At 59.5% G+C, this 13298-nt stretch carries 11 protein-coding genes; 4 read left to right on the top strand and 7 right to left on the bottom strand.

Annotation, left to right across the window (positions count from 1 at the left end):
* The gene (locus ACP0GE_RS15935; RefSeq protein ID WP_424832898.1) at nucleotides 1-1191 is read left to right on the top strand and encodes a pyridoxal-phosphate-dependent aminotransferase family protein; all 1191 of its coding nucleotides are present in this window, start codon (nucleotides 1-3) and stop codon (nucleotides 1189-1191) included.
* Between the two features lie 134 nt (nucleotides 1192-1325).
* On the opposite strand, the gene ACP0GE_RS15940 is transcribed toward ACP0GE_RS15935, so the two are convergent.
* Nucleotides 1326-2435 (bottom strand): pyridoxal phosphate-dependent aminotransferase, encoded by a 1110-nt coding sequence (locus ACP0GE_RS15940; RefSeq protein ID WP_424832899.1) that lies wholly within the window; start codon nucleotides 2433-2435, stop codon nucleotides 1326-1328.
* A gap of 129 nt (nucleotides 2436-2564) precedes the next feature.
* Here ACP0GE_RS15940 and ACP0GE_RS15945 point away from each other — a divergent pair, with 129 nt between their 5' ends.
* Nucleotides 2565-3347, top strand: coding sequence for a crotonase/enoyl-CoA hydratase family protein (locus tag ACP0GE_RS15945; protein ID WP_424832900.1), 783 nt, complete (start codon nucleotides 2565-2567; stop codon nucleotides 3345-3347).
* Here ACP0GE_RS15945 and ACP0GE_RS15950 read toward each other — a convergent pair whose 3' ends face one another.
* From ACP0GE_RS15950 to ACP0GE_RS15960, 3 genes are all read right to left on the bottom strand, one after another.
* Nucleotides 3348-3680: a DUF1992 domain-containing protein gene (locus ACP0GE_RS15950; protein ID WP_424832901.1), complete on the bottom strand. Its 333-nt coding sequence runs from the start codon at nucleotides 3678-3680 to the stop codon at nucleotides 3348-3350.
* 39 nt (nucleotides 3681-3719) lie between these two features.
* Nucleotides 3720-4883, bottom strand: a complete 1164-nt coding sequence (locus ACP0GE_RS15955; RefSeq protein WP_424832902.1) for a benzoate/H(+) symporter BenE family transporter — start codon at nucleotides 4881-4883, stop codon at nucleotides 3720-3722.
* A 142-nt stretch (nucleotides 4884-5025) separates the two neighbouring features.
* Nucleotides 5026-8169: a valine--tRNA ligase gene (locus ACP0GE_RS15960; protein ID WP_424832903.1), complete on the bottom strand. Its 3144-nt coding sequence runs from the start codon at nucleotides 8167-8169 to the stop codon at nucleotides 5026-5028.
* Between the two features lie 632 nt (nucleotides 8170-8801).
* Between ACP0GE_RS15960 and ACP0GE_RS15965 the strand changes: the two genes are divergently transcribed.
* Nucleotides 8802-9878 carry a DUF2235 domain-containing protein gene (locus ACP0GE_RS15965; protein WP_424832904.1) on the top strand — a complete coding sequence of 359 codons (1077 nt, stop codon included), beginning with the start codon at nucleotides 8802-8804 and terminating at the stop codon, nucleotides 9876-9878.
* Between the two features lie 4 nt (nucleotides 9879-9882).
* Here ACP0GE_RS15965 and ACP0GE_RS15970 read toward each other — a convergent pair whose 3' ends face one another.
* Entirely contained in the window at nucleotides 9883-10527 is a 645-nt protein-coding gene (locus tag ACP0GE_RS15970; RefSeq protein ID WP_424832905.1) for an NUDIX hydrolase, read from the bottom strand.
* Nucleotides 10528-10532: 5 nt separating this feature from the next.
* Nucleotides 10533-11102: a GcrA family cell cycle regulator gene (locus tag ACP0GE_RS15975; protein WP_424832906.1), complete on the bottom strand. Its 570-nt coding sequence runs from the start codon at nucleotides 11100-11102 to the stop codon at nucleotides 10533-10535.
* Nucleotides 11103-11228: 126 nt separating this feature from the next.
* On the opposite strand from ACP0GE_RS15975, the gene ACP0GE_RS15980 reads away from it, so the two are divergent.
* Nucleotides 11229-12032, top strand: coding sequence for an ABC transporter permease (locus ACP0GE_RS15980; protein ID WP_424832907.1), 804 nt, complete (start codon nucleotides 11229-11231; stop codon nucleotides 12030-12032).
* Here the strand turns inward: ACP0GE_RS15980 and ACP0GE_RS15985 are convergent.
* Nucleotides 12029-13264 (bottom strand): MFS transporter, encoded by a 1236-nt coding sequence (locus ACP0GE_RS15985; RefSeq protein WP_424832908.1) that lies wholly within the window; start codon nucleotides 13262-13264, stop codon nucleotides 12029-12031. The two genes, ACP0GE_RS15980 and ACP0GE_RS15985, sit on opposite strands and share 4 nt — an antisense overlap.
* Between the last annotated feature and the right edge of the window lie 34 nt (nucleotides 13265-13298).

The following is a 13298-nucleotide window of genomic DNA, read 5'->3' on the forward strand; positions in this document are numbered from 1 at the left end:
ATGACAAAGCAACTCTCCCTCGCGCAAGGGCGCGAGTATCTGGCTATACCCGGCCCCTCAGTCATGCCCGATGCGGTGCTGCAAGCCATGCACCGGCCATCGCCAAACATCTATGATGGTGAACTGATCGAGATGATGCCTGCGCTGGTTCAGGATTTGCGTCGTGTTGCGCGAACCGAACATAACGTCGCAATCTACATTTCCAACGGCCACGGCACGTGGGAAGCGGCATTGTCCAACGTTATTGCCCCTGGTGAGACTATTCTGGCCCCGGCATCGGGCCGGTTCACACATGGTTGGGCTGAAATGGCGATCGGGATCGGTGCGAAGGTCGAGCTCATCGATTTTGGCACCTCATCGCCCTGGGATTTCGACCGTATCGCTGATGCGCTGCGCGCAGATGCTGACCGCCAGATCAAGGCTGTTCTGGCGGTTCATGTCGACACCTCCAGCTCTATCCGCAATGACATCCCGACCTTGCGGGCGTTATTGGATGATCTGAACCACCCGGCGCTGTTGATGGCGGACTGCATTGCCTCGCTGGGCTGCGACCGGTTCGAAATGGACGATTGGGGCGTCGATGTTATGGTCTCGGCCTGCCAGAAAGGCCTGATGACCCCAGCCGGTATGGGCTTCGTATTCTTCAACAACAAGGCGCATGCGAAAAGATCCCGGATGCCCCGGGTTTCGCAATACTGGGACTGGACCCCCCGCGCCAACCCTGACCTGTTTTACCAGTATTTTAACGGCACCGCGCCAACACACCACCTCTACGGTCTGCGTGCTGCACTGGATCTTATCCATGCCGAGGGGATCGAACATGTCTGGGCACGCCACGAACGCTTGGCAACGGCAATCTGGAGCGCATGTGAAATATGGGCCGAAGGCGGCGCGCTACATCTGAATGTCACAGATCGAAAGCATCGCAGCCGCGCTGTTACCGCGCTCCACCTGTCGGATGGGCAAGGTACGCCACTGCGACAATTCACGGAAACCCAAATGGGCCTGACCCTTGGCATCGGTCTTGGCATGGAGGATTGGGACGGTTGCTTCCGGCTTGGGCATATGGGGCACGTAAATGGCCAGATGGTGCTGGCCACGCTTGGCAGTGTCGAAACCGCAATGGCTGCCCTGAATATCCCCCGCGGGGCAGGCGCCCTGGAGGCAGCAGCCAGGGTATTGGCCAGCTAAGACCAACCCCTAAAACGCCAAGATACCAAGAATCCATTTCTTCATCTGGCCGAAAATATCCTCGGGGGTGAATTGGCCCAACGGGCCAAGAGGGGGCAGACAGCCCCCTGGCCCTCCTCACGCCAATTGCTCCTTTAGCCTGTTGCAGCCTCGGCTAAGGCTCTGGGCAAAGCTGCTGAGAATGCATCCAACTCAGCATCCTTTCCACAGCTGACACGTATGCAACGATCCTGTGGCGTAGCAAACGGCATGCGGACAAACACGCCCTGATTGACCAACGCCCCAAGCACAGCCTTGGCAAAGGTCCCGTCTCGCCCACAATCGATGGCAACGAAATTGGTCGCCGAAGGTAAGGGCTCCAACCCATTCTCACGCGCAATCTGCCCAATCCGTTCACGCGCTTGGGCGATTTGCTTCCGAATGCTTGCTAACCACTCGGCGTCTTCAAGGGCCGCCAAGGCCCCAGCCTGCGCGGCCCTGTTCATGCCGAAGTGATTGCGGACCTTATGAAAAGCGGAAATCAGATCAGGTGCACCGATACCATAGCCGACCCGGGCCCCAGCCATACCATAAGCCTTTGAGAATGTGCGCATTCGGATAACGCGCAGATCGTCGGCTGACACCGGCGCCGCCGTGCCTTCTGGCGCACATTCCACGTAAGCCTCATCCAGCACAAGCAGGCAGCCATCGGGCAAATGCTCCAGCGCTGCGACGATATCCGCACCAGAATGCCAGCTACCCATCGGATTGTCAGGATTGGCCAGATAAACCATCTTTGCGTCTACCTCGGCGGCTTTGGCGAACAGAGCGACCGGGTCTTCATGGTCGTCCGAGTAGGGCACCTTGTGCAGCACCCCGTCGAACCCCGCGACATGATAGTTGAAGGTCGGGTATGCCCCTTCCGAGGTCACTACGGCATCTCCCGGTTCGACCAACAGGCGGGCCAGATACCCAAGTAAACCGTCAATTCCCTCGCCCACAATGATATGGTCGGGCCGAGCACCGTGATGATCAGCCAGCGCATAGCGCAGGTCATGGTTTTCAGGATCGCCGTACATCCAGATTTCGCCAGCGGCCTTTTGCATGGCTGAAATTGCAAGGGGCGATGGGCCAAAGCCGTTTTCATTTGCGCCCAGCCGAGCGTCGAATGTCGCACCGCGTTGCCGCTCCTGCGTTTCCGGACCGACAAAAGGAACCGTAGCGGGCAGGGATTGGGCGAGGGGAGTAAATCGAGGACCAGTCATGCAGGCAGATAAGCGCAAGGGCTTTCCACGGGCAAGCCCCGCGCGTGTTGGCGATATGCCCTGACGTCGCAGTAGCGCCTAGCGTGGTATTTGGTGCAAGCTTGCGGAAACAGCAACGAGAGGTCCAGCATGGCGCGCGTTTCGGTGGAATACAAAGACCATATAGCTCATGTCACGCTTACCCGTGGCGACAAGATGAACGCGCTGGATGATGCCATGATCAAGGCGATCCTGACCGCTGGCTACGAGGTTGCCACGTCGGATGCCCGCGCCGTTGTTCTTACGGGTGAGGGCAAGAGCTTTTGCGCAGGCCTCGACATGGCGAGCTTTGCCAAAATGGTTCATATGGACCCTACAGAATGGCTGATGACCCGCAGCCATGAGGACGCCAATGAAATGCAGGAGCTTGCACTGATTTGGCGACGCATTCCCGTGCCGGTGATCTGCGCCATTCAAGGCGTGGCCTATGGCGGGGGTCTGCAAATCGCGCTGGGTGCGGATATCCGGATCGCGCACCCAGAAAGCAAACTGGCCTTAATGGAAATGAAGTGGGGCATCATACCCGATATGGGCGGTATGGTTCTGCTGCCAAAACTGGTGCGCTCGGACGTGCTGCGCCTGTTGACTTACACGGCCCGCCCCATCGGTGCGCCGCAAGCTGCGGATTGGGGGCTGGTGACGAAACTCTCGGATGATCCTGTGACCGAAGCGCTTGCGTTGGCCGAAGATATCGCGGGTCAAAGCCCATCAGCGATCCGGGCGGCAAAACGTTTGATTGATGTGGCCGAGACAAAATCCCGCACCGAGGTTCTGTTAGAGGAATCCTCGGAACAGGTAGCGTTGATCGGCAAACCGGATCAGATCGAAGTTGTCACCGCCCAGATGCAGGGCCGCAGACCCGAGTTCAAATGATCACTTCATAAACGAACGCCGAGCGTCGCGCGCCATATTGTACCGCATCTCCAGATCCGCGATGCGCGCCATGGCGGTTTTTCTGTCCTCGGGATCGGTCAGCTTCGCATAAGTCTGCCGAACGGCGTCCAGTTCTTTTTTGATGTTGAATTCCTCGGGTAACACGCCGGCCTGCGCCATGATGCGATGGCCCGCTGCAATGGCCGGATCACCTTGCGCTTCCGCAGAGCGGTCGGGCAGCGGCGCGCCTTCGCCTTCAAGACCTTGCAGCTGGCCTTCGGCCTGAGCTTTTTTGATCTGGCGTTCTACCAGTTTTCCAAGGGATCCAATCATGTATGTATCATACCGACTGTGGTGGGATAGCGAAAGGGATCACCGCATTCTGTTCGTAACAAGATATGCGATGCCCCCGGCCAGAAGCCCCCAAACCGCTGCACCCAGGCCGAATACCGTTATCCCAGAGGCCGTGATGGCCAAGGTCAGGATGGCCGCCTCACGCTCGGCAGGCACGTCCAGCGCTGCGTGCATCGAATTCGCCATGACCCCGATCAAAGCGACCCCGGCCAGAGTGCCCATCAGCAGCGGATCGGCATGCGCGGCAAAGCTGGTGATTGCCACGGCAAAGATGCCGAACAGACAATAGAACACGCCGCCCATGATGGCGGACCAATAGCGCTGCGCCGGGTCGGGGTGGCTGTCCTCGTTGGAGCACATCGCGGCGGTTATCGCGGCTAAGCAGGTTGCGGGTGCTCCAAAAGGGGCCGAGATCAGGCTTGCGCCACCAACGGATGAGAACAAACGGCCCGGAACGGGGGCGAAGCCAAAGCTGCGCATGACGGCGACACCGGGGATGTTCTGCGTTGCCATTGTGACAATGAACAGCGGCACGCCGATACCGATGGCCGACGCGACCGAGAATGATGGGGTTGTCCAGATCGGAGCCGCAACCAGGCGGTCGGGCATCAATTGCGCATCTCCGGCGTTCAGGGCCACAATGATGGCTGCGGCGACTACGGCGGACGGGACGGCAAACAACCGGTTAAAGTGCCCTGCAATGAACCATATCAGGATCACCGGCAGCGCTTGCCACGGGATCTCGACCGCCGCTTTGAACGGCAACAGACAGAGAGGCAACAGAACCCCCGCCAGCATCGCTTGGGCCAGCGAGGTGGGGATCGCTGCTGCCAGCCGCCCGAGCGGTTTCCACAGCCCGGCCAGAACGGTCAGCGCTCCGGCACACAGGAACGCTCCAACCGCACCTGAAAATCCCTCGGCAGGGGTGGCAGACACGGCCAGCAGAGCCGCGCCCGGGGTCGACCAGGCGACGCTGATGGGCAATTTGTACCGCAGGCTGAGGATGATGGCCGCAAGCCCCATGGCAATCGCCGCGCTCATCAGGCCCGACGCGGCTTGCGTTGGGGATGCGCCCATCGCACCCAGCCCCTGCAAGACAATGGGGAATGAGCTGAAGAACCCCACAATGGCGACCACCAGCCCGGTCGAAACGGTTTGCATCGGAGGGAAGGATCGCGCCATCAGGGCCTCAGGGTTGTGATGTCGAAGTGCTAACAAGCGCGGGGTGGCGCGAACAAGGGGAAAGCTGTGAGGGTAAAGAGAAACCCTACCGCCGGGGTTGGCGATAGGGTTCGGGTTTTGAGTATTTTTAAAAAGATGAAGATCAGGCGATTTCGGCCAGACGGGCGAGCGCCTCGTTCAGTTTCGCCTCTTCCTCTTCGCGGGCGGCGAGGTTGGCTTTGGCTTCTTCGACCACCTCTTCCGGGGCCGAGGCCACGAATTTGGGGTTGTTCAGCCGACCGCGCAGACCGCCCAGTTCCTTGGCCAGTTTGCCCTTGGCTTTCTCAAGACGTTCCTTTTCGGCACCGATGTCGATGATATCCGCCAGCGGCAGGCCGAAACTCGCGCCTGGCGCGGCGATGGAGATGGTGCCTTTGGGCAATTCGTCCGCCTTGGTCAGGCTGTCGATCCGCGCCAGACGCTTGATCAGCGCCTCGTTGCGATCCCACGCGGCCTGTCCGTTCGCGTCGATCTCGGTCACCAGCATCGGTACATAGAGACCTGCTGGAACGCGCATCTGGGCGCGGGCCGAGCGGGTGTTTTCGATGACCGAGATCACCCAGTTCATCTCACGATCCGCCTCCGCGTCGATCAGGTCTGCGGCGGTGTAAGTCGGCCAGTCGGCGTGGACGACCATCTTGGGCCGCGTGCCGGTCAGCCCCCACAGTTCTTCGGTGATGAAGGGCATGATCGGGTGCAGCAGGACCATGCACTGATCCAGAACCCAGCGCATGGTGGCGCGGGTCTCGGCCTGTGCCTCAGTATCGTCACCTTGCAGCAGGGGTTTCGAAAGCTCCACGTACCAATCGCAGACCTTGCCCCAGACAAAGGCGTAAAGCCCGTTGGCCGCGTCATTGAAGCGATAGCTTTCCAGCGCTGCGTCAACCTCTTCCCGAACGCGGGCGGTTTCGCCGATGATCCAGCGGTTCACGGCGGCCTTGGGGTTCAGGTCGGTCACGTCCAGTTGCGGCACGGCGTCGGTAAAGACCTCGTTCATCTCGGCAAAGCGGACGGCGTTCCAGAGTTTTGTGCCGAAGTTGCGATAGCCGGTGATCCGCTCGCGGGACAGTTTCAGCACCCCGCCAATCGCCGCCATCGAAGCGTTGGTAAAGCGCAGCGCGTCGGCGCCGAATTCGTCCACGATTTCCAGCGGGTCGATGACGTTACCGGTGGTCTTGGACATCTTCTTGCCCTTCTCGTCGCGGACAAGCTGGTGCAGGTAGACGGTGTGGAACGGAATCTGATCGACCACGGCGAGTTGCATCATCATCATCCGGGCGACCCAGAAGAACAGGATGTCAAAGCCGGTGATCAGAACGTCCGTGGGGAAGTAGCGCTCCAGCTCCTCGGTCTGCTCGGGCCAGCCCAGCGTGCCGATGGGCCAGAGGCCGGAGGAGAACCAGGTGTCGAGGACGTCGGGATCGCGGTAAAGGCCGATAAACTGAGTTCCATCAGTGTCTGGGACCGAAAATGAGCCCGAGAAGTTGCCCTTTGGCTTTTGGGGCTGCTTCAGGAATGCTGACTTTGAATTGTCTGATGAATCAACCTCAGTAAATCCAGATAGCGCGCTGATTTCTTCCAACCAAGAGTAGTATTCCTTGGCGCGAAGTGCCGCACCTTCATAGGTCGGGGCACAGAACGCGACAGGAGAGTCCCAGTCGAGGTGAAATGATGGGTCATCAGGTGAGTCGTCGACAATTTGAAGGGATGGCCCATACCAGACCGGAATCTGATGCCCCCACCACAGCTGGCGCGAGATGCACCAGGGCTCGATGTTTTCCAGCCAGTGGTAATAGGTCTTCTCGCCGGACTCTGGGATGATCTTCACCGTGCCGTCCTTGACCGCATCCAGCGCGGGGCCGACGACCTTGGCGGCGTCGACGAACCACTGGTCGGTGAACATCGGCTCGATCACAACCTTCGAGCGGTCGCCGAAGGGCTGCATGATTGGTTTGCTCTCGACCAGCGGGACCAGCTTGTCCGCGCCTTCGTGATCTGACTTCAACGCGGTCGAACCCAGACGCGGATCATCCGCGCGGGTCATCACGGCCAGACCGTCCGCCGTGATCTCTTCGACGACTTTCGCGCGCGCCTCGAACCGATCGAGCCCGCGCAGGTGATCGGGCACGAGGTTGATGGCGTCGATCTCGTTCTCGGTGAAGTCCTTGCCACGCGCATATTCCTGCGCCTTGTCGGCTTCTTCGGCATAAGGCGCGCCATCGGCCCGCATCGCGCCTTTGGTGTCCATCAGGCGGTACATCGGGATGCCGCCGCGCTTGGCAACCATGTTGTCGTTGAAGTCATGCGCGCCGGTGATCTTCACCGCGCCCGAGCCGAAATCGGGATCGGGGTACTCATCGGTGATGATTGGAATCTGACGGCGGTGCTCTTTCGGGCCAACGGGGATTTCGCAGAGTTTCCCGACGATTGGCGCGTACCGTTCATCCGACGGATGAACCGCAACCGCGCCGTCGCCCAACATGGTCTCGGGTCGGGTCGTGGCGATCGAGATATAATCGCGCTCTTCCTCAAGCACGATATTCCCGTCTTCGTCCTTTTCGACGTAGGTGTAGGTCTCGCCCCCGGCCAGCGGGTATTTGAAGTGCCACATATGGCCCGCGACCTCGATATTCTCGACCTCAAGGTCCGAGATCGCGGTTTCGAAATGCGGGTCCCAGTTCACCAGACGCTTGCCGCGATAGATCAGGCCCTTTTCGTACATATCGACAAAGACTTTGATCACGGCGTCGTGGAAGTTGGCCGAATTCTCATGCCCCGTGCGCGGATCGCCCGCCGCACCGGCCATGGTGAAGGCGTTGCGCGACCAGTCGCAGGAGGAGCCGAGGCGTTTCAACTGCTCGATGATCGTGCCGCCGTATTCGCCTTTCCATTCCCAAACTTTCTCAAGGAATTTCTCGCGACCCAATTCGTTCCGGCTGGGTTGCTGAGTGGCGGCCAGCATTTTCTCGACCTGCATCTGCGTGGCAATGCCCGCGTGGTCCTGACCGGGTTGCCAGAGCGTGTCGAAGCCGCGCATCCGGTGCCAGCGGATCAGGATGTCCTGCAGCGTGTTGTTGAACGCATGGCCCACGTGCAAAGCTCCAGTCACGTTGGGTGGCGGGATCATGATGGTAAAGCTTTCATCGCGCGATCTGTTCGCGCCTGCCTTGAAGGCTCCGGCCTCTTCCCAGGCCTTGTAGATGCGGGCCTCGGCCTCGGCCGCGTTGAATGTCTTTTCCATCGCCATGGGGTGCGTCCTGCGTCATCAATCTCGGGTCGGTGCCTGCAATAGCGAAAGGATTGCCGAAGGGGAAGAGTCAGCAAGGCTATTTACCCGCGCCCGGCCAAGTGAATCACGGTTACGGGTTCTCAATACCTTCGGGCGATCATTCCTGGGGCAGTGTTTACGGGACGGGGGCAATCCGGCGAAACGGTTAGAAATTGTGTAGTGAAGCGGTTTGGGTCCCAGGGGCGTGATGAAGTGTTTCAGGGTAAGATCAGCGAATTTAGACAAGGCGTGTTACACTCGATTCCATCGCTAGATCAATGGGATGTCTGAATGCAACGGGGCTCTGTGGGGCAAGGCGTCCACCGTAATCGGCCATGCGGCAGGTAGGCAAAGCGCGATGCGGATCGACAACGCCTCACAGTTTCGTTCAGAGTATAAGCCTTGCCCCAGGTGACTGAGATACCCATGATTAGGTTTACCTTGGTGCCTGTTTCGTCAAGGGCCTAACTGGCGGGCATCGGCCGGGGGTGCAAGACAGGCACCGTGGATGCATAAGCCCAACCGGCATATGCGGTTCGGGCGCACTGATTTGACCGGGTATGGTGGGCAAGGCCCGCCTGACCTCAAAAGGGAAAGGAACTCGCGAACGTATGGTTTTGTCGCGGCTGAGCAGAAAGGTACTAGGGTGGCTCGGGCGGCCATTGCGGTCCGAACATTCAGCCGGGGTTAAACATCGCGAACCCGTCAATCACGTAATTATCCTCGACGGTACGATGTCGACGCTTGAACCCGGGCGGGAAACCCATGCTGGTCAGACATATCGCCTGTGCCGAGAGATGGGCAGCCAGGTTTCGGTTTTCTATGAATCCGGGGTCCAGTGGGAAAGCTGGAAGTCTTCGCTGGATGTCCTGATGGGGCGCGGGATCAATCGGCAAATTCGCCGGGCCTATGGCTATCTGGCGTCGCGGTACAAACCGGGTGACCGGATTTATTTCATCGGTTACTCGCGCGGGGCGTACGGCGTGCGCAGCCTTGCGGGCGTTATAGATATGATCGGATTGCTCAAGGCCGAGCACGCGACAGAGAGGAATATCAAGCAAGCCTATCGGCACTATGAGTGCAACCCCGATGGCACTGCGGCACGGGATTTCCGCCGCCAATTTTGCCATGAAGAGGTTGCGATTGAGATGGTCGGTGTGTGGGACACGGTCAAAGCGCTGGGCTTGCGGTTGCCGTTGCTCTGGCGCTGGGCGGAAGAGCGGCATGCGTTCCACACCCATCAACTTGGCCCTGCGACCCGACATGGATACCACGCAATGGCCTTGGATGAGACGCGTGAGGTGTTCGAGCCGGTTCTGTGGACCTGTACTCCAGAGTTCAAAGGGCATGTCGAGCAGGTCTGGTTCCGCGGCACGCATGGTGACGTCGGTGGCCAGTTGAACGGGTTTGAAGAGGCTCGACCGCTGAGCAATATCTCTTTGATCTGGATGCTGGACAAAGCTGAGTTGCACGGGCTGCCTTTGCCCGAAGGCTGGCGTGACCGCTTCCCGACAGATATCCATGCGCGGTCAGTCGGGACTTGGCGGGGGTGGGGCAAGATTTTCCTTTTGCGCAAGCATCGGAAAGTCGGGCGCGATCGGTCAGAACGGTTGCATGTTTCGGTGTTGCCGGATGAATTACCGGGGTGGGTGCCGATGCCGGATTTACCGACGCACCCGGCGCAGTGACGTTTTAATCAAAAAGTGTACAAGGGCGATCGGTTATATCTGCCTGGAAGGCAGCAACAATATCCTGCCGCAAGGTCCTGACCTGCGACAGTTCGGGCAACTCATCGAGTTTGAAGAAAGCGGCGTCGCTTGTCTCGGACCCCGGCTTAGGATCTCTTTGGTCGACTTCTTCGCATGAGAAAAACAACTTGTAGAAGTCGCGGGCGTCAGCCGGGTAGGGGTGCCGTGCCTTGTGGCGTAGCGCATAAAGGTGTTGCGCGCGGACCTTTAGCCCAGCTTCCTCCCACACCTCGCGCTCGATATTCTCTGCCGGAGAACTGCCGATATCTGCAAACCCGCCAGGCAGGGCCCATTTCCCGTCACTGCGTTCCCGCACCAATAGAATTTGGGCGTCGCGGATGACCGCACCGCGGATATCGACGCTGGGTGTGGCATAGCCGCCGGCATGTTCGGAAATCAGGCCTTCGATCCGCGACAGGGGGACCTGTCCCAGATCGGCCAGCATGGCACGCGCCATATGGGCGATCTCGTCATAGCGTTCGCGATCAAAGGGATTTTTGGTGAAATGCTGGCCGGTTTCGGCCAGCGCCAACAGTCGTTTGGCCCGCGCCAGCCAGGTATCCTCGATTGCCGTCGGATCCTGGCGCACCGGTTTTACCGCCGCCGATCGCGTCGTGCGCTCATCGGTTGGAAGGCCACACCCACATGCGCTTCGCAATAGGGTTTACCGGCCTCAACCGGCAAACCGCAGAACCAGAAATCCTCGGTTGCCGGATCGCCGACGGGCCATTTGCAGGTTTTCTCTGTCAACTCCATCAGCGTCAGTTTCTTGGCCTTCTTCTCAACCTCGTTGACCTTGGCCAGCGCCTCGGGGCTGATTTCGTTGGCCGAGGGTTGCGGGGGCAGCGGTTGACCTGCCGGGATAATCTGACGGCGGGCCGGAATGGCGGGTTTGGCTTCGGCGGGTGGTGCCGGGCGCGCTGGTTCGGTCTTGGGGGCCGGTTTCGGCTTGGCCTCGGCCTTTGCGGCGGGCGCCGGTTTTTCCTTGGGTTCCGCTTTGGCGGGTGAGGCGCCAGCCGTGCGGTTCGACAGGCCGAGGCGATGCACTTTGCCGATCACCGCATTACGGGTGACGCCACCCAGTTCCTTGGCGATCTGGCTGGCCGACTGGCCCTCGCCCCACATCTTCTTCAGCAGTTCTACGCGCTCGTCAGTCCAGGACATCGGTTGCCTTTCAAAAGCGGAAAGCGGCCCCGGATTCGGGCCGCCTTGGGAAATCGTCTCAGCCCCCTATTTTAATCACTGCGAGCCGAGTTACAAGCGGTTCTCGAATCAGTTTGAGGGCGACACATGCAGATAAGTACAGATCATGACCCGCGCCGTTTCGGGGCGGTGAACTGGATGGGTCTCTATACGCTGATCCAACGGGAAACGCTGCGGTTTCTGGCAGTGTGGACGCAGACTTTGCTTGCACCTCTGGTCACTGCCGGGCTGTTCCTGCTGATCTTCAACATTGCTGTGGGTCCAGGGCGTCCGGATGTGATGGGTGTGCCCTTTCTGACCTTTCTTGCCCCGGGGATCATGATGATGACCGTGATTCAGAATGCGTTTGCCAATACCTCGTCCTCGATGGTGATTGCCAAGGTGCAGGGCAATATCGTTGACACGCTCATGCCTCCATTGTCGCCTTTGGAAATATTGCTGGGTTATCTGGCCGGAGGCGTCGTGCGCGGCATTCTGATCGCAGCTGTTGTCGCCGCTGCATTGGCGTTGGTGTTGGGTCTTGTGCCCCAAAACCCTTTGACCGTGCTGATTTTCGTAATTCTCGGAGGGGCTTTCATGGGCGCGCTTGGCCTGTTTGCAGGGATTTTTGCGAACAAGTTCGACCAGATGGCGGCAATCACTAACTTCATCGTGACCCCATTGGCGTTTTTGTCGGGCACTTTTTATTCCGTCGAGGCCCTGCCACCGGTCCTTAATCGTCTGAGTCACGTGAATCCGGTATTCTACCTGATCGACGGGCTACGGTATGGAATGATCGGGGTATCCGACAGTTCGCCGTATCTGGGCATGGCTGTCTGCTTTGGGGCCACCTTGCTGGTCGGCGGCTTGACCTGGCAGATGCTGCGAACGGGCTACCGGTTGAAAGCTTAAACCGGTTCGGCCGGCGCCCCGGGTTGAAGCAGGACCCGAGGTCTGCCGAGCCTTGGATGCAAACGCGCCGCGACCGCCCATGCACCGAACAGGGCTGCCCCTCCGGCGGCAAAGACGCCCGCGACTGGCGTGACTAACAGGATCAGAGAGGCGGCTCCTGGGGTCAAAATGCCTGAAACATCGCGATAGCTGGAATAGATGGCCGACATCTCGGTCCGCTCGGACGGTTTGACGGCCATCAGAAATGGCAGGCCCGCGCAAATATCCAGCACGATCAGCCAGACCGACCCAAGGACCAGCGCAACAACAGAGGCAACGGGCCAGGCCGATATCGCTCCGGCTGCAACAAAACAGGTCCCGCTGACTGCAAAGCCCACCCGAACCGCGGTGCGCAATGATCGTCCCTGCACCCAGCGAAGGATAAGCGGCGCGGCGAACAACATTGCATTTGTTCCCGACAGAAGTATACCGCCCAACTGTTCGCCCAAACCGTTCTGAATCGCAAAGATGGGCAGGTAAACGACATAGATCCACCAGCCGCAGGACCGGATCATCGCAAACAGATACCCTGCCACCAGTCTCGGCTGGGAAAAGAACCTTGGCAAAAAAGCGAGCGGATTCTTCGCGGGGCCTCGCGCCTTGCTGATCAGCTTTCCGTTGCCCAGCCGCATGCGCCAGAAAAGGGCAAGCATGGCCAGAGCGGCGACTGCGCTGATGACGAACGGCGCAGGAGCCCACACCTCCATCAGCAGAACGCCTGCCATCGGCCCGGCAGTCCACCCCAGCGCGCTGTAGAACATGCGGCTGGTCTCACAACGGCCAAGTTCGATCTTGCTGATGTAATCCAGCACATAGGCGTTGAAGCATACAAATGTAACGACAGTCGCCACGGTGTTCAGTGCCAGCGACCCTACAACCGCCGCCGGGCTGCCTTCAATGGCCAGCAATGCGCCGCCGACAAACATCAGGCAGCCGGCAGTATAAGACCACCGCCGCGGCACAAATCTGACCAGAAACGGCACCATAAGCCCAGCGATCAGCGACACGATCCCAACCAGAAAATAAAGAAATGACACCGAAGAGGCGTCGCCCAGCGCGCGATACATCGCCAGCGGAAAGACCGAAATCAGAATCCCGCGGACGATGGCTTCGAACCCGGCAAGGATGCCAAAGTCGCGGACGGATGGGGCAGGGGCATGGCGGACCCACTCGGGAATGCGGCGTTCGTGCATGGCAATCTCTCGAATCAATCGAGATTCAGGCTAC

Source organism: Ruegeria sp., from assembly GCF_965243365.1.
Lineage (GTDB): Bacteria > Pseudomonadota > Alphaproteobacteria > Rhodobacterales > Rhodobacteraceae > Ruegeria.

Coding starts and splice junctions, on each gene's coding strand:
- ACP0GE_RS15935 (WP_424832898.1), top strand. CDS start 1: ATGACAAAGCAACTCTCCCTCGCGCAAGGGCGCGAGTATCTGGCTATA.
- ACP0GE_RS15940 (WP_424832899.1), bottom strand. CDS start 2,435: ATGACTGGTCCTCGATTTACTCCCCTCGCCCAATCCCTGCCCGCTACG.
- ACP0GE_RS15945 (WP_424832900.1), top strand. CDS start 2,565: ATGGCGCGCGTTTCGGTGGAATACAAAGACCATATAGCTCATGTCACG.
- ACP0GE_RS15950 (WP_424832901.1), bottom strand. CDS start 3,680: ATGATTGGATCCCTTGGAAAACTGGTAGAACGCCAGATCAAAAAAGCT.
- ACP0GE_RS15955 (WP_424832902.1), bottom strand. CDS start 4,883: ATGGCGCGATCCTTCCCTCCGATGCAAACCGTTTCGACCGGGCTGGTG.
- ACP0GE_RS15960 (WP_424832903.1), bottom strand. CDS start 8,169: ATGGCGATGGAAAAGACATTCAACGCGGCCGAGGCCGAGGCCCGCATC.
- ACP0GE_RS15965 (WP_424832904.1), top strand. CDS start 8,802: ATGGTTTTGTCGCGGCTGAGCAGAAAGGTACTAGGGTGGCTCGGGCGG.
- ACP0GE_RS15975 (WP_424832906.1), bottom strand. CDS start 11,102: ATGTCCTGGACTGACGAGCGCGTAGAACTGCTGAAGAAGATGTGGGGC.
- ACP0GE_RS15980 (WP_424832907.1), top strand. CDS start 11,229: ATGCAGATAAGTACAGATCATGACCCGCGCCGTTTCGGGGCGGTGAAC.
- ACP0GE_RS15985 (WP_424832908.1), bottom strand. CDS start 13,264: ATGCACGAACGCCGCATTCCCGAGTGGGTCCGCCATGCCCCTGCCCCA.